General features: G+C 70.5%; 22 protein-coding genes and 1 pseudogene. 11 read left to right on the forward strand and 12 right to left on the reverse strand.

Going from position 1 to position 21025, the window contains the following annotated elements; translation table 11 throughout:
* Positions 1 to 18: 18 nt before the first annotated feature.
* Positions 19 to 981 carry an AsnC family transcriptional regulator gene (locus AB0C38_RS05205; protein ID WP_360666684.1) on the forward strand — a complete coding sequence of 321 codons (963 nt, stop codon included), beginning with the start codon at positions 19 to 21 and terminating at the stop codon, positions 979 to 981.
* Here the strand turns inward: AB0C38_RS05205 and AB0C38_RS05210 are convergent.
* The 4 genes from AB0C38_RS05210 to AB0C38_RS05225 form a co-directional block, all read right to left on the reverse strand.
* Positions 978 to 2039, reverse strand: a complete 1062-nt coding sequence (locus tag AB0C38_RS05210; protein ID WP_360666687.1) for a DNA polymerase III subunit beta — start codon at positions 2037 to 2039, stop codon at positions 978 to 980. The two genes, AB0C38_RS05205 and AB0C38_RS05210, sit on opposite strands and share 4 nt — an antisense overlap.
* A gap of 40 nt (positions 2040 to 2079) precedes the next feature.
* Positions 2080 to 3330, reverse strand: coding sequence for an MFS transporter (locus tag AB0C38_RS05215; protein WP_360666690.1), 1251 nt, complete (start codon positions 3328 to 3330; stop codon positions 2080 to 2082).
* Between the two features lie 409 nt (positions 3331 to 3739).
* Entirely contained in the window at positions 3740 to 4414 is a 675-nt protein-coding gene (locus AB0C38_RS05220) for a Crp/Fnr family transcriptional regulator (RefSeq protein WP_003081747.1), read from the reverse strand.
* Positions 4415 to 4563: 149 nt separating this feature from the next.
* Complete coding sequence (locus tag AB0C38_RS05225; protein ID WP_013230551.1) at positions 4564 to 4815, reverse strand: hypothetical protein; 252 nt, start codon at positions 4813 to 4815, stop codon at positions 4564 to 4566.
* Between the two features lie 227 nt (positions 4816 to 5042).
* Here AB0C38_RS05225 and nth point away from each other — a divergent pair, with 227 nt between their 5' ends.
* Genes nth through AB0C38_RS05245 form a run of 4 tightly spaced genes read left to right on the forward strand, consistent with a single transcriptional unit; the run spans position 5043 to position 8206 of the window.
* Positions 5043 to 5726, forward strand: coding sequence for an endonuclease III (nth, locus tag AB0C38_RS05230; RefSeq protein ID WP_360667516.1), 684 nt, complete (start codon positions 5043 to 5045; stop codon positions 5724 to 5726).
* Complete coding sequence (locus tag AB0C38_RS05235) at positions 5723 to 6322, forward strand: TlpA disulfide reductase family protein (RefSeq protein WP_360666692.1); 600 nt, start codon at positions 5723 to 5725, stop codon at positions 6320 to 6322. Before nth ends, AB0C38_RS05235 begins: the two co-directional genes overlap by 4 nt.
* Complete coding sequence (locus tag AB0C38_RS05240; RefSeq protein ID WP_360666694.1) at positions 6319 to 7017, forward strand: CoA pyrophosphatase; 699 nt, start codon at positions 6319 to 6321, stop codon at positions 7015 to 7017. The genes AB0C38_RS05235 and AB0C38_RS05240 overlap by 4 nt, the downstream gene beginning before the upstream one ends.
* Before the next feature lie 4 nt (positions 7018 to 7021).
* Positions 7022 to 8206, forward strand: a complete 1185-nt coding sequence (locus AB0C38_RS05245) for a MarP family serine protease (protein ID WP_360666697.1) — start codon at positions 7022 to 7024, stop codon at positions 8204 to 8206.
* On the opposite strand, the gene AB0C38_RS05250 is transcribed toward AB0C38_RS05245, so the two are convergent.
* The gene (locus tag AB0C38_RS05250; RefSeq protein WP_360666700.1) at positions 8203 to 9087 is read right to left on the reverse strand and encodes a GntR family transcriptional regulator; all 885 of its coding nucleotides are present in this window, start codon (positions 9085 to 9087) and stop codon (positions 8203 to 8205) included. The genes AB0C38_RS05245 and AB0C38_RS05250 overlap by 4 nt on opposite strands.
* Positions 9088 to 9196: 109 nt before the next feature.
* Here AB0C38_RS05250 and AB0C38_RS05255 point away from each other — a divergent pair, with 109 nt between their 5' ends.
* Positions 9197 to 10285 carry an FAD-dependent monooxygenase gene (locus AB0C38_RS05255; protein ID WP_360666703.1) on the forward strand — a complete coding sequence of 363 codons (1089 nt, stop codon included), beginning with the start codon at positions 9197 to 9199 and terminating at the stop codon, positions 10283 to 10285.
* Here the strand turns inward: AB0C38_RS05255 and AB0C38_RS05260 are convergent.
* Genes AB0C38_RS05260 through nhaA form a run of 3 tightly spaced genes read right to left on the reverse strand, consistent with a single transcriptional unit; the run spans position 10272 to position 12939 of the window.
* Positions 10272 to 11201 carry an alpha/beta hydrolase gene (locus AB0C38_RS05260; RefSeq protein ID WP_360666706.1) on the reverse strand — a complete coding sequence of 310 codons (930 nt, stop codon included), beginning with the start codon at positions 11199 to 11201 and terminating at the stop codon, positions 10272 to 10274. The genes AB0C38_RS05255 and AB0C38_RS05260 overlap by 14 nt on opposite strands.
* Before the next feature lie 4 nt (positions 11202 to 11205).
* Complete coding sequence (locus tag AB0C38_RS05265) at positions 11206 to 11700, reverse strand: phage holin family protein (protein WP_360666709.1); 495 nt, start codon at positions 11698 to 11700, stop codon at positions 11206 to 11208.
* A 60-nt stretch (positions 11701 to 11760) separates the two neighbouring features.
* Positions 11761 to 12939, reverse strand: a complete 1179-nt coding sequence (nhaA, locus tag AB0C38_RS05270; RefSeq protein ID WP_360666712.1) for a Na+/H+ antiporter NhaA — start codon at positions 12937 to 12939, stop codon at positions 11761 to 11763.
* A 187-nt stretch (positions 12940 to 13126) separates the two neighbouring features.
* Between nhaA and AB0C38_RS05275 the strand changes: the two genes are divergently transcribed.
* The gene (locus AB0C38_RS05275; RefSeq protein WP_360666714.1) at positions 13127 to 14584 is read left to right on the forward strand and encodes a peptide MFS transporter; all 1458 of its coding nucleotides are present in this window, start codon (positions 13127 to 13129) and stop codon (positions 14582 to 14584) included.
* A 1-nt stretch (position 14585) separates the two neighbouring features.
* Here the strand turns inward: AB0C38_RS05275 and AB0C38_RS05280 are convergent, their stop codons facing one another.
* Positions 14586 to 15314, reverse strand: a complete 729-nt coding sequence (locus tag AB0C38_RS05280; protein WP_360666716.1) for a VIT family protein — start codon at positions 15312 to 15314, stop codon at positions 14586 to 14588.
* A 130-nt stretch (positions 15315 to 15444) separates the two neighbouring features.
* Here AB0C38_RS05280 and AB0C38_RS05285 point away from each other — a divergent pair, with 130 nt between their 5' ends.
* The gene (locus AB0C38_RS05285; protein WP_360666719.1) at positions 15445 to 15786 is read left to right on the forward strand and encodes a cupin domain-containing protein; all 342 of its coding nucleotides are present in this window, start codon (positions 15445 to 15447) and stop codon (positions 15784 to 15786) included.
* Positions 15787 to 15955: 169 nt separating this feature from the next.
* Here AB0C38_RS05285 and AB0C38_RS05290 read toward each other — a convergent pair whose 3' ends face one another.
* The 3 genes from AB0C38_RS05290 to AB0C38_RS05300 all read right to left on the reverse strand — a co-directional run bounded on the left by AB0C38_RS05290 (position 15956) and on the right by AB0C38_RS05300 (position 19266).
* Positions 15956 to 16438 (reverse strand): DUF6319 family protein, encoded by a 483-nt coding sequence (locus AB0C38_RS05290; RefSeq protein ID WP_360666722.1) that lies wholly within the window; start codon positions 16436 to 16438, stop codon positions 15956 to 15958.
* Positions 16439 to 16580: 142 nt separating this feature from the next.
* Positions 16581 to 18563 carry an acetate--CoA ligase gene (gene acs / locus AB0C38_RS05295; RefSeq protein WP_360666724.1) on the reverse strand — a complete coding sequence of 661 codons (1983 nt, stop codon included), beginning with the start codon at positions 18561 to 18563 and terminating at the stop codon, positions 16581 to 16583.
* A gap of 100 nt (positions 18564 to 18663) precedes the next feature.
* Positions 18664 to 19266: a GNAT family protein gene (locus AB0C38_RS05300; RefSeq protein WP_360666727.1), complete on the reverse strand. Its 603-nt coding sequence runs from the start codon at positions 19264 to 19266 to the stop codon at positions 18664 to 18666.
* 112 nt (positions 19267 to 19378) lie between these two features.
* On the opposite strand from AB0C38_RS05300, the gene AB0C38_RS05305 reads away from it, so the two are divergent.
* The 3 genes and pseudogenes from AB0C38_RS05305 to AB0C38_RS05315 form a co-directional block, all read left to right on the forward strand.
* Positions 19379 to 19876 carry a phosphoribosyltransferase gene (locus AB0C38_RS05305; RefSeq protein ID WP_360666730.1) on the forward strand — a complete coding sequence of 166 codons (498 nt, stop codon included), beginning with the start codon at positions 19379 to 19381 and terminating at the stop codon, positions 19874 to 19876.
* The gene (locus AB0C38_RS05310; RefSeq protein ID WP_360666733.1) at positions 19869 to 20591 is read left to right on the forward strand and encodes an oxidoreductase; all 723 of its coding nucleotides are present in this window, start codon (positions 19869 to 19871) and stop codon (positions 20589 to 20591) included. Before AB0C38_RS05305 ends, AB0C38_RS05310 begins: the two co-directional genes overlap by 8 nt.
* Positions 20592 to 20593: 2 nt before the next feature.
* Positions 20594 to 20970 (forward strand): annotated as a pseudogene (locus tag AB0C38_RS05315) (transposase); the annotation flags it as partial.
* Positions 20971 to 21025: the final 55 nt, after the last annotated feature.

Raw genomic sequence — 21025 nt, forward strand, 5'->3', positions numbered from 1 at the left:
ATTGCTTAGGCTGAGGTGGTGGAATCCGGCCTGCTCGACGACCTGGACCGCCGCCTGGCGCACGCGCTGCAGCTGGACGGGCGGGCGTCGTTCAGCACGATCGCGTCGGTGCTGGGCGTCTCCGACCAGACGGTGGCGCGCCGCTACCGGAAGCTGCGGTCGTCCGGGGTGCTGCGGGTGGTGGGCGTCCCGGAGGCGGCGCCCCTGGGTCAGGTGCACTGGCTGGTGCGCTTGCGCTGCGTCCCGGATTCGGCGGCGGCGATCGCGGCGGCCCTGGCCCGGCGCGCCGACACGCAGTGGGTGAGCTTGATGTCCGGCGGCACGGAGATCGCGTGCTTCATCCGGGCCCCGCTGCGCGAGGAGACGGACGGTTTGCTCCTGGGGCAGCTGCCCCGGACCCCGCGGGTGGTGTCGATGACGGCGTACCGGATGCTGCGCCGGTTCGCGGGCGGGCCGGCGGGGTGGAGCGGTCGGTCCAGCGCTTTGTCGGCTTCACAGGTTTCCGCGTTGCGGCGCGCACCTGGGCTTGCTTCTTACCGCCCGGAACCGGGAGACCTCGACTTGCTGGCGGCGTTGGCCCAAGATGGCCGTGCCGACATGTCGACATTGTCGGCGGCATCCGGCCGCTCGGAGTCAACGGTCCGCCGCCGCTTGGAGGCACTGCGAGACTCGGGAGCGCTGTACTTCGACGTAGAGATGGACGCGGCCCTGCTGGGCTACCCGTTGACGGCAACGCTCTGGCTGACGGTGGCGCCCTCGGCATTGGAGTCGACCGGCCAGGCGCTGGCAACGCATCCGCAGGTGGCATTCGCGGCGGCGACAACGGGCCCGGCGAACCTGGTGGCGAACGTGGGCTGCCGCGACGACGCGGCGCTGTACTCGTATTTGGCCGATGACTTGAGCGGGCTGGCGGGAGTCCGGCAGGTGGAGACGGCGCCGATGATCCGGACGTTGAAGCGCTTCGGCACGGTGGCCCCTTAGCGGGCCAGCATCGGCATCAGGTAGTACGTCAGCTGCACCTCCCCGGGCTCCGCAGCCCGCAGGATGCACGCCCGCATCCCCGGTTGGATCGACAGCACCACCCGCTCACCCGTGAACGCCTGCAACGCGTCGAGCAGGTACCGAGCCTGGAATGACGGCGATGTCCGGCCGCCGCCGACGTCGGCCTTCAGGGTCTCCTCCGCCTCGCCCGTGTCCTGGCGGGCGCTCGCCAGGCGGACCTGGGCGTCTCCGACCTCCAGGGTCAACACCCGGCGATCCTCGGCATACACCCCGACCCGGCGGACCGCAGAAGCCAGGGCATCCGCGTGCACAGTCACCGTCGTGTCGACCGCGCTCGACGGGATCGAGTCCTCCGACAGGAAGCCCGCGTCGAGGACCGCCGTGCCGACCAAGCCGCCCTCCCAGCTCAGGCCGAACCGGCCCGGGCCCGCGTGCAGGCCGACGGTGCCCTTCGCCTGGCGGGCCGCCTCCGTCAGCAGGGTTGCCGGGACCAGCACGTCCAGCGAGCCCGGCTTGTGCAGCGGCAGCCGGGCCACCGCCATCCGGTAGCGGTCGGACGCTGTCAGCGTCAGGCGGTCGGCCGCCTGTACGCGGACGCCGGTGAACAACGGCAGCGGGTCGTCCTTCGACGCCGTTCCCGCGACGATCCGCAGCGCCGACGCGAACGCCGTTCCGTCCACTTCGGACACTTGCGGTGGCTCGGGCGCCGGCCGGTCGGCTTCGGCGGAAAGGAGGGGGAGTGCGAACCGGGCGTTGTCGAGCCGCAGGGCCAGGCGGCTGCCTTCGACGACCAGGCGCACCAGGTCGGTGTCGAGCATCCGCAGCGTCTCGGCGAGGGGCGCCGCGGGGACGGCGACCGAACCGTCGGTGTGGGTGGTCGCCGGGCAGTCGAACCGGACGGCGAGATCCGGATCGCTCCCGGTGACCGTCAGCCCGGCCGCGTCCGCCCGCAACCGCAGTCCGGCGCGGGCGGGCAGCAGGCGCGAAGCAGCGGAGACGGCCGCTGAGAGGCGGTGGGCAGGCGCGGTGACGTCCATCCCCGCAAGCTAGCGGCGAGCACCGACAAAAACGGCAGACCTACTGGCCGGCGCCGACCAGCTCCGGAACCGCCGAAGCCCGCTGAGGCTCCCGGACCGTCCCCCGCAGCAGCCAAACGACCACCGCGAGCACCAGCCCGGCCACACTCGCCGCCAAGAACGCCGTGCCCGGGCCGGCGTGCTCCACGACGTACCCGCTGACCGACTGGCCGGCCGCCAGCCCCAGGGTCACCGCCGTCAACACCCAGCCGAACGCCTCGGCGGCCGTCCCGGACGGTGCCACCAGCTCGATCGCCGACGAATGCGCGGTCGACTGCGGCGTGATCAACGCCCCCGCCAGCAGCATCATCAGCGCCAGGCCCCACAGCGACGACGGCCACGCGAGCAGCGCCACCAGCGCCCCGAAGCCGCCGAGCAGGGCCGGCAACCGCAGGCCCATGCGGCGGGGCCACGGGCGCAGGCTGTACGCCACGCCGAACGCCACCGAGCTCAGGGACCACGCCGACAGCAGCAGCCCGCCGACCGAAGGAGAGCCGGCCGCAGTAGCCGATGCCGGGACCGCGACCTCGACGAACCCGATCACGATGCCGAAGCCGAGCGCGGCCAGCGCCAGCGTCCGCATGCCGGGGCTCGACAGCGCGCCCAGCAGCGAGCCGGACGAACCCGGGGACGCCCGCCAAGCCCGCACCGCCGGGCTCAGCGCGAACAGCACCGCCCCGGTGAACTGCAGCGCGACGCCCAGCACCAGGCCGGTCCCCGCCCACGGGGCCAGGACCAGCAGGCCGGCCAGGCCGGGACCGAGGATGAAGAACACCTCCATGCTGATCGCCTCGTACGAGAACGCGGCGTTGCGCGCGCCACCCGGGGGCAGCAGCCGCGTCCACAGCGCCCGGGACGCCGAGCCGACCATCGGTTCCGACAGGCCGGTCATCGCGCCGAACGCGACCATGACGGCCGTGGCGGCGTGCGACTCGATGCTCACGACCAGCACCGCCATCGACAAGGCCGAAAGCAGGGCGGAGACGAGGAGCGGCCGCGTCGGGCCGAACCGGTCGATCAGCCTGCCCTGGATCACCGCGCCCACCGAGACGCCGACGAGCGAGCCGGCCGAGACCAGCCCGGCGGCGGCGAAGGACCCGGTCTCGCGCTGGACGTAGAGCAGCGCGGAGATGCCGATCATGGCGATCGGCAGGCGGGCGAGCACGGACGCGACGGCGGGCCGCCGGGCCGCGCGGGTCGTCAGCGCGCTGCGGTAGTCGGCCAGAGACGTACGACCTTCAGACTGGGACACGCGTACCAGTATGCCGCAGAGTGGTACGTCGGTACCAGTTATTTGCCGGTCAGGTGCGTCACCGGGTGACCGACGTCCGCTCAAATGATGTCTCGATCAGGTAACACTCACGATATTCTCCGTGGACCCGTGCAACAAAACGGCGTGGACGGCGTCCTTGAGAGTGAATGGCCTTGAATTCGTGGGTATGGGCCGTGATGGTTGAACAACAGCACACAACCCAGCTCCCTCCGGCATATGGGTCGGGGCCTGGTCCGGAGGGCGGGGAGCGCGGATCGTCGGGGGATGGTCCGCGCGACGAACAAGGAGCCGGTGCGCCACGTCGGGGGTGGCGCCCGGCTCCTTGTTCGTCGCAGGACGTGAAGAAGGCCTCCTCACCTGGGTGAGGAGGCCTTCTTTCGGGAAAAGCTCAGCGGGCCCGGCGGGCGAGCCGCTCCGGGTCCAGGATCAGCACGCTCTTGCCTTCGAGCCGCAGCCAGCCGCGGTGGGCGAAGTCGGCGAGTGCCTTGTTGACGGTCTCGCGCGAGGCGCCGACGTACTGGGCGATCTCTTCCTGCGTCAGGTCGTGCGTGACCCGCAGCAGGCCCGCCTCCTGGCTGCCGAACCGCTGGGCGAGCTGCAGCAGCGCCCGCGCCACGCGACCGGGGACGTCGGTGAAGATCAGCTCCGCGACCATGTTGTTCGTCCGGCGCAGGCGGCGCGCGACCACGCGCAGCAGCTGCTCGGCGATCTCCGGGCGGGTCGAGATCCACTGCCGCAGCGCCGGGCGGTCCATGGTGACCGCGCGGACCTCGGTGACGGTGGTCGCGCTCGACGTCCGGGGGCCCGGGTCGAAAATGGACAGCTCGCCGAACATGTCGGACGGGCCGAAGATGCCCAGCAGGTTCTCGCGGCCGTCCGGGGACTTGCGGCCGATCTTCACCTTGCCGGACTGGATGATGTACAGCTTGTCGCCGGGTTCACCCTCGTTGAAGATGACATGGCCGCGGGGGAACTCCACGGATTCCAAGGTCTGGGCCAGCGCCTCCGCCGCTGCCGGCTCCACACCCTGGAAAATGCCCGCACGGGCCAGGGTTTCATCCACCTCGGGTGCCTCCTCGTCGAGAAACGTTCACGCTCCCCCGTGGCTGGAAGAGCGTGACGCCGATCACTTGCGCGTCAGTCTAGGGCGTACTCGCGAGATCGCCTGTCGGACGCGCGCGCCCGCCAGATGATCTCGTTCGAACGTGGAGCCTAACTCCGCACGCGCCGCGCGCGTAGCCTGGCCGCCCGTCCGCCCAGCCTACGCAGCCGGAACAGCTCCAGCGCGCGGCCGATGCCGTGCCCGTAGAGCGCCCTGACCTCGTTGGGCTGCGCCTGCTCGAGGAACTCTTCGACCTCGTTCTCCTGCACCGCGACGTGCTTGAGCCGGCTTTCGACGCGCTCCATGAACAGCGCGAAGAACATGATCACCAGGGGGACCAGGATGACGAACCAGACGGTCATGACCGGACCCCGAAACACTCAGTGGGAAGCATCTACTCCAGATCCTCGCTCATGGCGGCCGGGAAACTGCGCCGAGGTGGTGCTCTGGCGTGTCGGTCGTCCACCGGTGCACTGACCGGCTCGTCCGACGGCGCCCGTAGGCTATCGGGGTGCCACCTGCCACCACGAACGCCCCCCGTGAGGGCGCTGGTGAAAGCCGGTTAGCTCTGGTGAGACGCGCCAGGCGGATGAAGCGTTGCCTCGACGACGTGTATCCCGACGCCCACTGCGAGCTCGACTTCACCACTCCACTGGAACTGCTGGTCGCGGTCGTGTTGTCCGCGCAAACCACCGACGTCCGGGTGAACCTCGTCACGCCCGCGCTGTTCAAGCGCTACCGGACCGCCGCCGACTACGCGGGCGCCGACCGCACCGAACTGGAGGAGTTCCTCCGGAGCACCGGCTTCTACCGGGCCAAGGCGAACTCCGTGATGGGCCTCGGCGCGGCGCTCGTCGAGCGCTTCGACGGCGAGGTCCCCGCCAAGCTCGACGACCTCGTCACGCTGCCCGGCGTCGGCCGCAAGACCGCCAACGTCGTGCTCGGCAACGCCTTCGACGTCCCGGGCATCACCGTCGACACCCACTTCGGCCGGCTGGTCCGGCGCTGGGGCTGGACGGCCGAAGAGGACCCGGTCAAGGTCGAGCACGCGGTCGGCGAACTGATCCCCCGCAAGGAGTGGACGATGCTCTCGCACCGGGTGATCTTCCACGGCCGGCGCGTCTGCCACGCCAAGAAGCCCGCCTGCGGGGCGTGCCCGCTGGCCAGGGACTGCCCGTCGTACGGCACCGGCCCGACCGGCTTCGAGGAAGCCGCGAAGCTGGTCAAGGGCGTCGAGAAGGAGCACATCCTGGCGCTGGCGGCGCCCCGGTGACGACCGTCACCAAATGGGCGCTGGCCGCCGCCGTGCTGGCGGTGGCGCTCATCGTCGCCCTGCTGCCCCGTGGGGGTGATGACAGCACCGCGCAACCGGCTGGGGATCTCGCGCCCGCGCGGTCGGCGGCGGCGCTCCAGCCTTGCCCCGCGGCCGGCCCCGCGCAGCCGGTGAAGCAGTTCGACGGGGTCGAGGCGGACTGCCTCGGCGACGGCGCGAGCGTCGACGTCGCACGTGCGCTCGCGGGCGCTCCGGTGCTGGTCAACGTGTGGGCGTCGTGGTGTGAGCCATGCCGGACCGAGCTGCCGGTGCTCCAGGAGTACGCCCGGCAGCCGGGCGCGGTGCGCGTGCTCGGCGTCCAGGTCCAGAGCCCGGCGAAGGACGGCTTGAACCTGCTGGCCAAGCTGGGCGTGCACCTACCGTCGGTGTTCGACGGCGACGGGCCGAGCGGGCCCGTCCGGACGGCGCTGAAGGTGCCGCCGCGGCTCCCGGTGTCCTACCTGGTCACCGCGGCCGGTGAGGTGCGGTTCATCGCGAACCCGCCGACCTTCGGGAACACTGACCAGGTGCGCGCGGCAGTCGAGGGGGCATCGTGATCGGACCACTGGTCGAGCCGGAGTCGGTGCCCGAGTGGCTCCGGCCGCTGGTCAAGGTGAGCGCCGAGGTCGATTCGAAGACGTTCACCCGGTTCAGCCCGCCCGAGGCCGCCTACACGCGCGCCGCGGCGGTGCTCATCCTCTTCGGCGAGCGCGAAGCCGACGGCGAGCCCGATGTCCTGCTGCAACGGCGGGCCGACACGCTGGGCTCGCACGCCGGGCAGGTCGCGTTTCCCGGCGGCGGCGCCGAGGACGGCGACGGCGGCCCGGTCGGCACCGCGCTGCGCGAGGCCGAAGAAGAAACCGGGGTCGTCCCTTCGGGCGTCCGGCCGGTCGCGGTGCTGCCGGAGCTGTTCGTCCCGGTGTCCGGTTTCGCGGTGACGCCGGTGCTGGCGCACTGGGCGGAGCCGTCGCCGGTGCACGCGGTCGACCCGGGCGAGACGGCGTCCGTCGCCCGCGTCGCGATCGCGGACCTGGTCGACCCGGCCAACCGGTTCACGATCCAGAAGGCCGGCATGCCGTGGAAGGGGCCGGCCTTCGAGGTCGGCGGCCTGTTCGTGTGGGGGTTCACCGCCGGGTTGCTGTCCGTCCTGCTCGGCCTGGGAGGCTGGGAGCGCGAATGGGACGACGGCGACGTCCGGGACCTCGACGAATCGCTGGCGGCGTTCCAGGAGCGGTTGAAGGGCGGGGAGTGAAGCGGTGAACTGGGTCGATGTGCTGGTGCTGCTGCTGGCCGTGCTGGCGGCGGTGTCCGGCGCATACCAGGGCGTGATCGTCGCGCTGCCGTCGCTGGTCGGCGTCGTGCTCGGTGCGCTCGCCGGGATCAAGCTCGCGCCGGTCGTCGTCTCGTTCTTCGACGACCCGGTGTGGAAGGTCGCCTTCGCGGTCGCCACCGTGGTGTTCCTGGTCGCCTTCGGCGAGGCGATCGGCGTCTACACCGGCCGGCGCCTGCGCCAGAAGATCAACCCGGACAAGCTGTCCGGCGTCGACAAGACGCTCGGCGCGATCGTGCAGGCCGTGGTCGTCTTCGTCGTGGCGTGGCTGGTCGCGACGCCGCTGACGACCGTGTCCGCCGTGCCCTGGCTGGCCAAGGGGATCAACAGCTCGCTGGTGCTCGGCAAGGTCAACGACGCCATGCCGGAGGCCGCGCAGGGCTTCCCGAACCAGCTGCGCAAGCTGCTCGACGCGTCCGGCTTCCCGTCGATCGTGCCCCCGTTCGAGAAGGCTCCGACGGCGGACACCTCGCCGCCGGACCCGGCGTTGCAGAGCAGCGGGACCGTCCAGCAGCTGCACGGCAGCGTCGTCAAGATCCGCGGTAGCGCCAGCTCGTGCTCGCGGTCCCTGGAAGGCAGCGGGTTCGTGATCGCGCCGCAGCGGGTGATGACGAACGCGCACGTCGTGGCCGGTACCGACACCGTCGGCATCGAGACGCCGCAGGGTGACTTCCCGGCGCGCGTCGTGTACTTCGACCCGGAGGTCGACATCGCGGTGCTCGCCGTGCCGCGGCTGCGTGCCCCGGCGCTGCAGTTCGCGTCGGAGACCGCGCGGGCGGGCGACAGCGCGATCGTGCTCGGCTACCCGCTCGACGGCCCGTACCGGGCGACGCCGGCGCGTGTGCGCGGCCGCATCAACCTGCGTGGCCCGGACATCTATGACGCCAACACGGTCCAGCGGGACGTCTTCACGGTCCGTGCGGAGATCCGCAGCGGCAACTCGGGCGGCCCGATGGTGACGCCGGACGGCCAGGTCATCGGCGTCGTGTTCGGTGCGGCGGTCGAGGACCCGGAGACGGGCTTCACGCTCACGGCCGAGCAGGTGCGGGCCGAGGTCGACGCGGCGCCGTCGCAGTCGACGAACGTGTCGACCGGCTCCTGCGCCGCCTAACGCCCGAACCGCAGGGCGAGGCCGTCCAGCAGCGCCCGCATGCCCGACTCGAAGATGTCGTCCAGGACGAGGTCGTAGCCGGTCTCGCCGAGTTCGTGGAGCATCCTGGTGAACACCGGCCGGCCGCTGGTCATCGGGGCCATCAAGGGCGTCTGCCGGTCCATCCACTGCTCTTCGGACAGTCCGGACGCGGCGAGGGCGTGCTGCTCGCGTTCGAGGTGGATCGCGATGCCCTGGATGTAGCTGAAGAACAGCACGTGCAGGTCGCACAGCGTCGCCGCGTCGACGCCCAGCTCGGACAGCGCCGCCAGCGCCCATTCGGCGTGCGTGCCGAGGTTGCGCAGCGGCAGCGGGCGGGTGATCGGGGCGAGCTGGGCCAGCCACGGGTGCCGGCGGTAGAGCGACCAGAGTGTCCGGCCGCCGAGCGTCAGCCGCTCGCGCCAGTCTCCGGACGGCTCGGTGGGGTAGCCGCGCTCGCCGTACACCGCGTCGGCCATCAGCAGCACCAGCTCGTCTTTGCCGTTCACATACCGGTACGGCGCCATGGCCGCGGCGCCGAGGCGGGCCGCGATCCCGCGCATGGAGAGGGCGGCCAGCCCTTCCGCGTCGGCGATGTCGATGGCCGTGCGCACGATCCGCTCGCGGGTCAGCGCCTGCTGGCTGCCGCCGCGGCGCTCGCGGCCGGCGACGACCGTGCCGGACCGGGGCTCCGCGCGCACCAGCCCTTCCTGGCTCAGCAGGGCGAGTGCCTTGGCCGCGGTCGCCATCGCGACGCCGTGGTCGGTCGCGAGCCGCCGGGTCGAGGGCACCCGCGCGCCCGGCCGGAGCTCGCCACGCGTGATCCGGCCGCGCAGCTCTTCGGCGATGAGCGCGTACTTCACGGCTGCTCCCTGACCTAGTGCAGTCGGCTTTCTGTACTAGTACAGATTTGGCCTTAAACTGCTGAAACTCCAGCGTGGTGCACACAAGCGTACGACTCTGGAGGGAAACATGCGAAACATCCTGATCTCGGGTGCCGGTGTCGCCGGCGGCACGCTGGCCTGGTTCTTGGCCGAGGCGGGCTGGGCCGTGACCGTGGTGGAGCGCGCGCCCGGCCCGCGCACCGGCGGCCAGGCGATCGACGTGCGGGGAGCCGCGCTCGACGTCGTCGACCGGATGGGCCTCGGCGAGCGGATGCGGGCGATGCGCACCCGGATGCGCGGGATGTCCGTGGTGGACGGTGCCGGGCAGGAGCTGTTCCGGTCCGAGGAGTTCACCTACAGCAGCGGCCGGCTCGACAGCGACGACTTCGAAATCCTGCGCGACGACGCCGTCGCGATCCTGCACGAGGCCACCGACGTCGAATACGTCTTCGGCGACTCGATCACGGCGTTGACGGAGGAGGCGCACGGCGTGCGGGTGGAGTTCGAGCGCGGCGGCTTCCGGACGTTCGACCTGGTCGTCGGGGCGGACGGCCTGCACTCGGCGGTGCGGCGGCTGGCGTTCGGCCCGGAGGAGGAGTTCAGCACGCACCTCGGCCAGTACCTGGCGATCTTCCCGACGGCCAACTTCCTGGGCCTCGAGGACTGGCAGGTCTGGTTCCGGCACGAGGAGACCGGCGGGGCGATCTACCCGGTCCGCGGCAACACCGAGCTGCGCGTCACCCTCGGGTTCGGCTCGGACCCGCTGCCCCGGTTGGACGTCGAGGCGCAGAAGCGGCTCGTCGCCGAGCGGCTGGGCGGGATCGGCTGGGAGGTGCCGAAGCTCCTGGAAGCGATGGCCGAAGCGGACGTCTTCTACTTCGACGCGATGGCGCAGATCCACCTGGACCGCTGGTCGGCGGGCCGGGTCGCGCTGGTCGGCGACGCGGGCTACTGCCCGTCGGCGCTGTCCGGCCAGGGGACGAGCCTCGCGCTGGTCGGCGCGTACGTCCTCGCCCACGAACTGGGCCGCGCAGAGCACGAAGCGGCCTTCGCGGCTTACGAGCGCCGGATGCGGCCCTTCGTCGCGCTCAACCAGGCGCTGGCCACGGAGAACCCGACCGGTGGCCCGGCGGAAGAGTCGGTGGGGCGGGCGAAGAACGCCATCACGCTCGACTGAGGAAGTCCACCAGGGCCGCCGACGTGCGGTCCGGGACCTCGAGGTGGGGGAAGTGCCCGACGCCCGGCCAGACTTCCGGCTCGGCGTGCGGGCCCGCCCAGCGCGTCGACGACGTCGCCGTCTCGGGGAGGATGCAGGTGTCGTCGGCGCCGTGCAGCTGGAGCGTCGGCGCCGTGATCCGGCTGCCGACGGCTTCGGTGAAGCGGCGGCCTTCGCCGCGGAACTGCGCGCGGAACGCCCAGCGGTAGTACTCGAGCGCGCTGTGCGCGACGCCCGGCACGAGCATCGCCTGCCGGAACGCCTCGACGCTGCCCGCGAAGTCCGAAGTGGACCGCCAAGCGCGGCCGGCCCAGGTGTCGAACAAGTCCTCGACCGCCTGGGCGTCCTCGCGGACCAGCCACTTCTCCGGTGCCATCGGCATCTGGAAGCGGAAGAGGTGCCCGGCCGCCCGGCCCTGGCCGCGCCAGAGCGTGCGGGCGATCGACGACCGCAGCGCGAGCGGGTGGGCGGCGCCGATCGCCGTCACCGACGATACGAGCCGGGGGTGCAGGGCCGCGACCGTCCAGGCGAGCATGCCGCCCCACGCGTGCCCGACGAGGTGCGCCCGGCGCGCGCCGAGCGACTTGATCAGGCCGCCGACGTCGCCGGCGAGAGTCCACGCGTCGTAGCCGCGCGGCGGCTTGTCCGAGTCGCCGTAGCCGCGCAGGTCGACGGCGATCGCGCGGAACCCAGCATCGGCCAGTGCCCGCAGCTGGTGGTGCCAGGTCCACCAGAACTCGGCGAACCCGTGCAGCAGCACCACGACGGGACCCTCGCCGAGCTCGGCGACGTGCAGCCGGATGCCGTTCGCGGACACGTCGCGGTGAGCCCACGGGCCGTCGAGCCGGACGCTCGACGGGTCGGGGGACGCGGGCAACGACTCAGTCGCGCGTGGTGGTCAGGTCGGCGTCGGGCGCCTTGTGCGGCTTGAGCGCGGCGGCGGTCTCCTTGACGCTGGCGATCGTCCGCTCCGGTGCCTTGAACTTCTTCACCTTGCGGTAGCCGAGGAACCCGGCCGCGCCCGCGACCAGCAGCATCAGGAAGAACACGATGCCGAACGCGATCCAGCGGTAGCGCACCCACTCCGCCAGCCCTTCGGCGGCGAAGAAGAACAAGAAGAACGTGCTGTACAGGAAGACGGTCAGCGCGATCAGGAAGTAGACGGCTCCCTTGAGACCCTTCTTCACCTCGCCGACGAGCTCGGACTTCGCCAGTTCCATCTCGGCCCTGACCAGGGTCGAGATGTGCTGGGTCGCGTCGCCGACGAGCCTGCCGAGCGACTGGTCGCCGGGGACGTCGGTGTCGGAGGACAGCGGGAGGTAAGGCACGGCCCCCACGCCGTCGGGGCCGATGCGTTCGTGCTTGGGGCTGCTCACCGGGTCATCGTGCCATGTGTCCCGAAACCAGGCGCGGCGGCGTAGCCGAGTGTCGCGAGATCACTCCGCTTGGGCGTGTGCCCGGCTCCGCCGCAGGAGCAGCGCGGCCGCGAGCAGGGACGCGATCGCCGAGGCGATCAACACCGCCGCCTTGGCCAGCTCGCTCGTCTCCGGCGGCAGCGACAGGTCCGCGATCAGCAGGCTGACCGTGAAGCCGACGCCGCCGAGCACGGACAACGCCGCCAGGTCCCGCCAGCCCATGCCCCGCGGTTTCTCAGCCAGCTTGAACTTGACCGCCAGGAAGCTCGCGCCGAGGATGCCGACGACCTTGCCGCCGAGCAGCCCGGCGAGCACGGCGAGCGGCAACGCTGTCGTGAACACCGCGCCGAGCGAGTCGCCGCTGACCGAGATCCCCGCCGCGAACAGCGCGAACACCGGCACGGCGACGGCGGCCGACCACGGCTGGAGCCGGTGCTCGAGCCGCAGCGCCGGGGCTTCGGCCTCGCCTTCGTCGGCGCGGACGCGGGTGAGCAGGCCCAGCGCGACGCCGGCGATCGTCGCGTGGACACCCGCCGAGTGCACCGCGACCCAGGTGACCAGCGCGAGCGGCACGTACAGCCACGGCGTCCGGACGCGGCGGCGCTGCAGGAAGGCGTACAGCGCGAGTGCCACGACCGCGACGCCCACCGCGACCAGGTCGAAGCCGGTCGTGAAGAGCACCGCGATGACGACGATCGCGCCGAGGTCGTCCACGACGGCCAGCGACAGCAGGAACACCCGCGCGCTCGAGGGCAGGTTGGACGCCGTCAGCGCGAGCACGCCCAGCGCGAACGCGATGTCCGTCGCGACCGGGATCGCCCAGGCCCGGTCGATCCCCGGCGTCCCCCAGCCGACGCTCAGCGCGACGAGCGCGGGTACGGCCATGCCGCCGATCGCGGCCACGACCGGCAGCACGGCCTGCTTGAACCGCGACAGCTCGCCGATGACGAGCTCGCGCTTGAGCTCCAGCCCGGCGACGAAGAAGAAGAGTGCGAGAAGGCCGTCTTTCGCCCAGTCACCGATCGTGAGATTCAGGTGGAGGAACTCCGGGCCGAGCCGGAAGTCGCGCAACGCGTGGTAGCTGTCCCGCAGGGGGGAGTTGGCCCAGATCAGGGCGACGGCGGTCGCCGCCAGCAGGATGATCCCGCCGGTGGTTTCGGTGCGTAGGTAGCGCGCGAACTCGGTCAACGGGCGGGACACGGGCGGCTCCAGGGGTCTCTGATCACTGTTGCCGACCAGACTTCCCGGCGCACCTTGGCGAAATTTTAACGCCTCTTTGTCACGGACCGTTATGGCGGTCGCCACACGTCGTACCGGTGGTGGGTCACACGGTGTGCTCATAGCATGCCAAGCGACAACGAAGTCCGAGACAAAGGAAGACAGAGTTGTGAGCACCTCTACCGAGGTCCAGCAGGACACGAGGTTCTTCGGGCACCCACGAGGGCTGGCGAACCTCTTCGGCGTGGAGATGTGGGAACGCTTCTCCTACTACGGGATGCTCGGCATCCTGCCGATCTACCTCTACTACAAGGTCGAACAAGGCGGCCTGGGTCTGGCGCAGGAATCCGCGCTCGGCATCGTCGGCGCGTACGGCGGTCTGGTGTACCTCTCCGCGGTCATCGGCGCCTGGGTCGCCGACCGGCTGCTCGGCTCCGAACGGACGCTCTTCTACAGCGCCGTGCTGATCATGATCGGCCACATCAGCCTGGCGCTGCTGCCGGGCCTGGGCGGCATCGGCGTCGGCCTGGTCTGCGTCGCGGTCGGCAGTGGTGGGCTGAAGTCCAACGCGACGGCGATCGTCGGCACGCTCTACGCCGAAGGTGACGAGCGGCGCGACGCCGGCTTCACGATCTTCTACATGGGCGTCAACCTCGGCGGCTTCGTCGGGCCGCTGCTGACCGGGCTCGCGCAGACGGAGGTCGGCTTCCACCTCGGCTTCGGCCTCGCCGCGATCGGCATGGCGCTCGGCCTGATCCAGTACACGTTCGGCCGCAAGAACCTCGGCGACAAGGCCAAGGAGGTGCCGAACCCGCTGCCGTCGTCGCAGCGCGCGCTGGCGATCGGCGCCGCGCTCCTGCTGGTCGCCGCGATCGTGGTCCTGGTGCTGACCGGTGTGGTCAACCCGGGCAACCTCGCCGACGTCGTCGTCGTGGTGGTCGGCGTGATCTCGGTGATCTACTTCCTCGTCATCCTGACCAGCCGCAAGATCACCGGCGACGAGCGCAGCCGGGTGTTCTCGTTCATCCCGATGTTCATCGCCAGCGCGGTGTTCTTCTCGCTGTACCAGCAGCAGTTCACGGTCGTCGCGGCCTACACCGACCAGCGGCTGAACCGGAGCCTGTTCGGCTGGGAGCTGCCGGTGTCCTGGGTCAACTCGATCAACCCGGTGTTCATCATCCTGTTCGCCCCGGTGCTGGCGGCGCTGTGGACGAAGCTCGGCGAGCGCCAGCCGTCGACGCCGATGAAGTTCGTCCTCGGCACGGTCCTGATGGGCGCGGCGTTCCTGCTCTTCCTGCCGATGGTGGGCAGCGGCAAGAACGCCAGCCCGATGCTCGCGATGGTCGGCATCCTGTTCGTCTTCACGATCGCCGAGCTGTGCCTCTCGCCGGTCGGGCTGTCGCTGTCGACGAAGCTCGCGCCGGCGGCGTTCCGGACGCAGATGGTGGCGCTGAACTTCCTGTCGATCTCGTTCGGCACCGCGATGTCCGGCAAGCTCGCCGAGTACTACTCGGTCGACGACGAGACGCCGTACTTCAGCACGGTCGGCGGGGCCGCCATCGGTGTCGGCATCCTGCTGTTCCTGGGCATCCCCTTCATCCGCAAGCTGATGAAGGGCGTCCACTGAGCTAGCCGACGGTCACGCCGAAGATCACCCCGACGAAGTAGGTCACCACCATGGTGAGGGCGCCGACGCCGACGTTGCGGAGGATCGCGCGCCCCACGTTCGCGTCGCCGAGCCTCGCGCTGACCCACCCGGTCAGCGTGAGGCCGACGACGACCGCGGCTGCGCACGCCCACACCCGCAGGGAGACGCCGGCCCAGGCGATGGACAGGATCGGCAGCAGCGCGCCGAACGAGAACGCGAGCAGGGACGCCCAGGCCGCCTGCCACGGGCTCGTCAGGTTGTCCGGGTCGATGCCGAGCTCGGCCTCCGCGTGCGCCTGCAGGGGGTCCTTTTCGGTCAGTTCGCGGGCGACCTGGCCGGCGAGTTCGGGCGAAAGGCCCTTTTCTTCGTAAATCCCCGCCAGCTCGCGCTCTTCGGCCTCCGGCATGGTCTTCAGCTCCTGCTTTTCCAGCCGGAGCAAAGCCTGTTCGGTGTCGCGCTGGGTGCTGACGGAGACGTATTCCCCGCCGGCCATGGAAAAGGCGCCGGCGACCAGCCCGGCGATTCCGGCGGTGAGGATCGTGGTGCTTTCCGTGGTCGCGCCGGCCACCCCGACGACGATGCCGGCGACCGACACGATCCCGTCGTTCGCCCCGAGAACCCCGGCTCGCAGCCAGTTCAGCTTTCCGCCAACGCCCTGGTGCGGTTCGTGCGCGTGCTGCACGGCGTCACCGTCGATCGTTTCGGTCACGGGACAAGTGAAACACGAATGGAGAATCGTGGCGAGACCTCCGGTTTGGGTCAGGTTCGCCTAATTAACGCGTGCCTAACCTAAGCCAAGTCCTGTGTGGACTCCGGGGTTCTGGGTCATCATGGGCAGCATGGACGAGCAAGTGTGGCAGCCGCTGACGACGGTGGAGGGCCTGCCGCTCCGGGGCGGCGAAGGCCGGTTCCGGCTGTTGGAGACGGCGGAGAGCGGTCTCGCGTACTTGATCCACTACCCGGCGGGGGTGGGTTCGCCGACCCACGCGCACGACCACGACTCGATCGTCTACGTCCTGTCGGGCAAGCTGCGGGGAGTGGTCGACGGCGTCGAGGCGGTGCTGGAACCGGGGGATTCGGTGACGCACCCGCGCGGGGTGGCCCATCGCGTGCAGGCACTGACGGACGCCATGTGGGTGGAGTTCAAGTCACCCCTGCCGGCCCGCCCACCCATCGCCTGAGCCGTGTCGACCCTCAAATCACGCGTGTCGACCCTCTGATCACGCGAGCCGACCCTCCAGGCACGCGAGCCGACTGTCTGGGTACGCGAGCCGACCCCTGACAAGCGGAAACGCCCGGCCCCGCCAACGCGGAACCGGGCGCTTCCTGGAGTGAAGCTCAGCGTGAAGCTCAGCCGTCCAGCTCGGCGAGGGCCTGCTTGGCCTTCTCGAGCTCGGCCTCCAGCGCGGCGACCTTCGCGGCCTGCGCTTCGCGGGCCTGGTTGATCACCTCGTCGATCGGGCCGGACAGGTCGGAGTGCAGCTCCTTCGCCGCGCGCGACACCGCGGCGGCGGGGATCTCCAGGCCCTTCGCGACCCACTTGGAGCCGTTCTTCAGCTCGGCCTGCCACTCGCCGTCGGCCGTGCCGGTGACGGTCAGGATCAGCTCGACCGTGCGGGTCTTCTTCGCCGTCGACGCGGTCGCCGCACCCTTCGGGCGGCCACGCTTCGGCTTGGGGGCCTCTTCGGCGGCGGGCTCGGCCGGAGCCGAGTCCTCCGAAGCGGCCGGGGACGCGGACTCGGTGACGGTCGTCGCCTCGTCAGTGGCAACAGCGGGCGCCTCAGTGGTCGCCGAAGCCGTTTCCTCGTCGTGCGTCAGGACATCCACGGTCATCGTCGTGTCGTCTCCTTGCCCGGGAAGGGGGTGTGGTTCGCGGCACAGTGTAGAACATGCGTTCGAAGTGCGCCGCTCGGGGGTTCATGAAAGAGCCCTCCCGGCGCGAAGCCGGAAGGGCTCTGACAAGAGGAACGCTAGCTCACTCCTCGGACTTGCCCGACTTCAGGCCCGACGAGATCAGGTCCATCACCGACGAGTCGGCCAGCGTGGTGACGTCGCCGACCTGCCGGTTCTCCGCGACGTCGCGCAGGAGACGGCGCATGATCTTGCCCGAGCGCGTCTTCGGCAGCTCCGGCACGACCATGATCTGCCGCGGCTTCGCGATCGGCCCGATCTCCTTCGCGACGTGGTTGCGCAGGGCCTGGATGGCCTCCTCGCCGCCGTCGACCGCGTTGCCGCGCAGGATGACGAACGCGACGATGCCCTGGCCGGTCGTCGGGTCGGTCGCGCCGACGACCGCGGCCTCGGCCACCGTCGGGTGCGAGACCAGCGCCGACTCGACCTCGGTCGTCGAGATGCGGTGGCCGGACACGTTCATCACGTCGTCGACGCGGCCCAGCAGCCAGACGTCACCGTCGTTGTCGTACTTCGCGCCGTCGCCGGCGAAGTAGAAGCCCTGGTCCTTGAAGCGCGACCAGTAGGTGTCCCGGAAGCGTTCCTCGTCGCCCCAGACGCCGCGCAGCATCGACGGCCACGGCTGGTCGAGCACCAGGTACCCGCCGCCGCCGTGGCCGACCTCGGTGCCCTGTTCGTCGACGACCTTCGCGGAGATGCCCGGCAGCGCCTTCTGCGCGGAACCCGGCTTGGTCGAGGTGACGCCCGGCAGCGGCGAGATCATGATCGCGCCGGTCTCCGTCTGCCACCACGTGTCGACGATCGGCGCCTTGCCCGCGCCGATGTTCTCGCGGTACCAGATCCACGCCTCGGGGTTGATCGGCTCGCCGACCGAGCCCAGCACGCGCAGCGACGACAGGTCGTACTTCTCCGGGATCTCCGCGCCCCACTTCATGAAGGTGCGGATCAGCGTCGGCGCGGTGTAGTAGAGGGAGACCTTGTACTTCTGGATGATCTCCCAGTGCCGGCCCTCGTGCGGGGTGTTCGGCGTGCCTTCGTAGACGACCTGCGTGACGCGGTTCGCGAGCGGGCCGTAGACGATGTAGCTGTGGCCGGTGATCCAGCCGATGTCGGCGGTGCACCAGTAGACGTCCTCGCCGGCCTTGTGGTCGAAGACGTTGTGGTGCGTGTACGCCGTCTGCGTCAGGTAGCCGCCGGAGGTGTGCAGGATGCCCTTCGGCTTCCCGGTCGTCCCGGAGGTGTAGAGGATGAACAGCGGGTGCTCGCTGTCGAACGCCTCGGGAGTGTGCTCTTCGGACTGTGCGTCGACGAGCTCGTGCCACCAGAGGTCGCGGCCCTCGGTCCACGGGACGTCGCCCTCGAGCTTGTCGCCCGTGCGCTGCACGACGATGACCTTCTCGACGGTTTCGGCGCCTTCGAGCGCTTCGTCGACGTTGGCCTTCATCGGCGCGGCCTTGCCCCGGCGGAACTGGCCGTCCGAGGTGATCACGACCTTCGCGGCGGCGTCGTCGACGCGGGCCCGCAGCGCCGTCGGGGAGAAGCCGCCGAAGACGACGTTGTGCAGCGCACCGATCCGCGCGCACGCGAGCATCGCGAAGATGGCCTCGGGAACCATCTGCAGCTGGATCGCGACGACGTCGCCGGCGGTGACGCCCAGCGACGCGAGTGCGTTGGCGGCCCTGGAAACCTCGGTCTTCAGCTCGGCGTAGGTGATGTCCCGCGTGTCACCCGGCTCGCCGACCCAGTGGATCGCGACCTGGTCGCCGTGCCCGGACTCGACGTGCCGGTCGACGCAGTTGTACGCGACGTTCAGCTTGCCGCCGACGAACCACTTCGCGAAGGGCGCATTGGTCCAGTCCAGTACCGTGGTCCACTTCGTGTCCCACGTCAGCCGCTCCGCCTGCTTCGCCCAGAACGCTTCGCGATCGGCGTCCGCCTCGGCGTAGAGATCGGCCTTCGCGTTGGCCTGGCCAGCGAATTCGTCGCTGGGCGGGAACGTGCGGCTCTCGGTGAGCAGGTTGTCCAGGGCTGGGGACTGCTCGGTCATGGTTGCAAGGCCTCCTGTAGTGCGCCGACATGACGGCTAGCGGCACGCTAGCGACGTTAGTCCGCCTTGTAAAAGGTTGCACCCACGTTGCCCTGTGGTTTCACCGAGCCAGGCGAGTCCTGGTGACTAAGCGTTCGTTCAGCCGCGCCTTCGCCGCGGGCCACTCCGGCGCCAGCATCGAATAGGTGACGGTGTCGCGCGACGACCCGTCCGGCCGGATCCGGTGCGCCCGCAGCACGCCTTCGCGAAGCGCGCCAAGCCGTTCGATGGCGCGTTGCGAGCGCAGGTTGCGGATGTCGGTCTCCCAGCAGACCCGTTGCGCGTCAAGGGTTTCGAACGCGTGGGTGAGCAGGAGCAGCTTCGACTCGGTGTTGAGCCCGGTGCGCTGCCAGTCCGCGCCGATCCAGGTGTGCCCGATGCCGAGGATCCGGTGCTTCTCGACGACCTGGTAGTACGACGTCGTCCCGGCGACGCGGCCGGAGGCGACGTCAATCTGCGCCCAGGGCCGCCGGTCGGGGTCGGCGAGGATCTGCTCGACCATCCGCTCGGCCGCGGGGAGGTCCGCGGGCTGGCGCAGGCTCAGCCAGGCCCAGATGCCCGGGTCGGCGCCGGCCTCGAACAGGCCCTTGGCGTGCTCGGGCGTCAGCGGCTCCAGACGGACGTGCTCGCCGGCCAGGGTCGGTTGGGTGCTCCACTCGCTCACGGGATCACCGTAAGCCCGGTAATGGCTTTCCCTGATAGCCAATTTTCGAGCATTTCCGCAGGCCACTTCGGCGTTGCCTATGCTCGGCTGACCACGACGAAGGGCGAGATCGATGGCCGAAGAGCGGGAAGAGCTGAGCTGGGAGCTGTTCGGCACCGCGAGCCGTGAACTGGCTCACACCATCGCCGACGACGGCTTCGTGCCGGACCTCATCCTGTCCATCGCGCGCGGCGGGCTGTTCGTCGCCGGCGCGCTCGGCTACGCGCTCGACGTGAAGAACCTGCACGTGATGAACGTCGAGTTCTACACCGGCGTCGACCAGCGCCTCGACCTGCCGGTGATGCTGCCGCCGGTGCCCAACGTCGTCGACCTGACGAGCAAGAAGGTGCTGATCGCCGACGACGTCGCCGACACCGGCGCCACGCTCAAGCTGGTCCGCGACTTCTGCGTCGCGCACGTCGCCGAGGTGCGCTCGGCCGTCGTCTACGAAAAGCCGCACTCCACGGTCAAGTGCGAGTACGTCTGGCGGCACACCGACCGCTGGATCAACTTCCCGTGGTCGGTGCTGCCGCCCGTGGTCTCCCGCGAAGGCCAGGTGCTCGATGCCTGATCCGCTGAAGCCCCTCCTCGACCTCGAAGGCGTCGCCGCGGCGGCGAAGTCCGCGCAGGACGCCGTGTTCGCGGTGCACCGCCTCCCCGCGAACCTCCGCGGCGGCGCGGCGACCGCGTCCGAAGCGTCGGTCCGCGCGGCTCGCGCGTCGGCGGGCATCGAAGGCGCGAACCCGGAACTACCTCTTGACGGCGCGGTCGCCGACCCGGTCCTGGCCGGTGCGCTGCGTGTCGCGGAAACGCTGGAGACAATGCTCCCGACGTGGCGCCGCGCGCCGATGCAGGCGCTGGCGCGCATGCACGTCCTGGCCGCGGCGGACCTCGTCGACGACCCGGACGCGCTGGGGCGCCCGCACTCCGGCGGCGGCCGCCTGGAGCTGCTCGCCCAGCTCGTGACCGGCGCGTCCTCGGTGCCGGGGCCCGTCCTGACGGCCGTCGTGCACGGGGAACTGCTGGCGCTCAAGCCCTTCGGCAGCGCGGACGGCGTCGTGGCGCGGGCCGCGGCCCGGCTGACGATGGTCGCGACGGGCCTGGACCCGAAAGCCCTGAGCATTCCCGAAGTCGCGTACTTCCGTCGCGTGCCCAAGTACTTGGAAACCGCGGCAGGGTTCGCGAGCGGGACGCCCGAGGGCGTACGCGCGTGGCTGCTCTTCTGCTGCGAAGCGTTCGAAGCCGGTGCGCGCGAAGCGAAGAGCATTTCCGACGCGGCTTCTTAGACCTGGTCTCAAAACTTAAGGCGCCGCGCGGTCCGGGTGGGCGGCCCCGGATCGATGACCGTGCCGCGCTAGAGGGGATCTTGTTCGTGCTCGACACCGGCTGCCGCCGGCGAGACCTACCCGAGGAGCTCGGATGCGGTTCCGGGCACACCGCATGCTGTTCGAGCCGCTGCTGGACACGAACCCGACCGTGCGCGGCCACCACGGCCGGGCGGGCCGGCCACGATGCCGACCGGACAAGCTGCACGCCGACAAGGGCTACGACTACCGCCGCTACCTGACCCGCCGCGGTATCAAGGTCCGTATCGCCCGGCGCGGGATTGAGGGCAAGTCCCGCCTCGGCCGGGTCCGCTGGGTCGTCGAACGCACCATCTCCTGGGGCTGCGCTACGACCGGACCGAACGCACCACGCTGGCGCTACTCACGCTGGCCTG

This window comes from Amycolatopsis sp. NPDC048633 (genome assembly GCF_040650695.1).
Taxonomy (GTDB): Bacteria; Actinomycetota; Actinomycetes; order Mycobacteriales; family Pseudonocardiaceae; genus Amycolatopsis.

Bases quoted from the DNA above. Each gene is read 5' to 3' on its own strand.
- AB0C38_RS05210 (WP_360666687.1), bottom strand. From the start codon at position 2,039: ATGGACGTCACCGCGCCTGCCCACCGCCTCTCAGCGGCCGTCTCCGCT.
- AB0C38_RS05225 (WP_013230551.1), bottom strand. From the start codon at position 4,815: ATGACCGTCTGGTTCGTCATCCTGGTCCCCCTGGTGATCATGTTCTTC.
- nth (WP_360667516.1), top strand. From the start codon at position 5,043: ATGAAGCGTTGCCTCGACGACGTGTATCCCGACGCCCACTGCGAGCTC.
- AB0C38_RS05255 (WP_360666703.1), top strand. From the start codon at position 9,197: ATGCGAAACATCCTGATCTCGGGTGCCGGTGTCGCCGGCGGCACGCTG.
- AB0C38_RS05285 (WP_360666719.1), top strand. From the start codon at position 15,445: ATGGACGAGCAAGTGTGGCAGCCGCTGACGACGGTGGAGGGCCTGCCG.
- AB0C38_RS05290 (WP_360666722.1), bottom strand. From the start codon at position 16,438: ATGACCGTGGATGTCCTGACGCACGACGAGGAAACGGCTTCGGCGACC.
- acs (WP_360666724.1), bottom strand. From the start codon at position 18,563: ATGACCGAGCAGTCCCCAGCCCTGGACAACCTGCTCACCGAGAGCCGC.
- AB0C38_RS05305 (WP_360666730.1), top strand. From the start codon at position 19,379: ATGGCCGAAGAGCGGGAAGAGCTGAGCTGGGAGCTGTTCGGCACCGCG.
- AB0C38_RS05310 (WP_360666733.1), top strand. From the start codon at position 19,869: ATGCCTGATCCGCTGAAGCCCCTCCTCGACCTCGAAGGCGTCGCCGCG.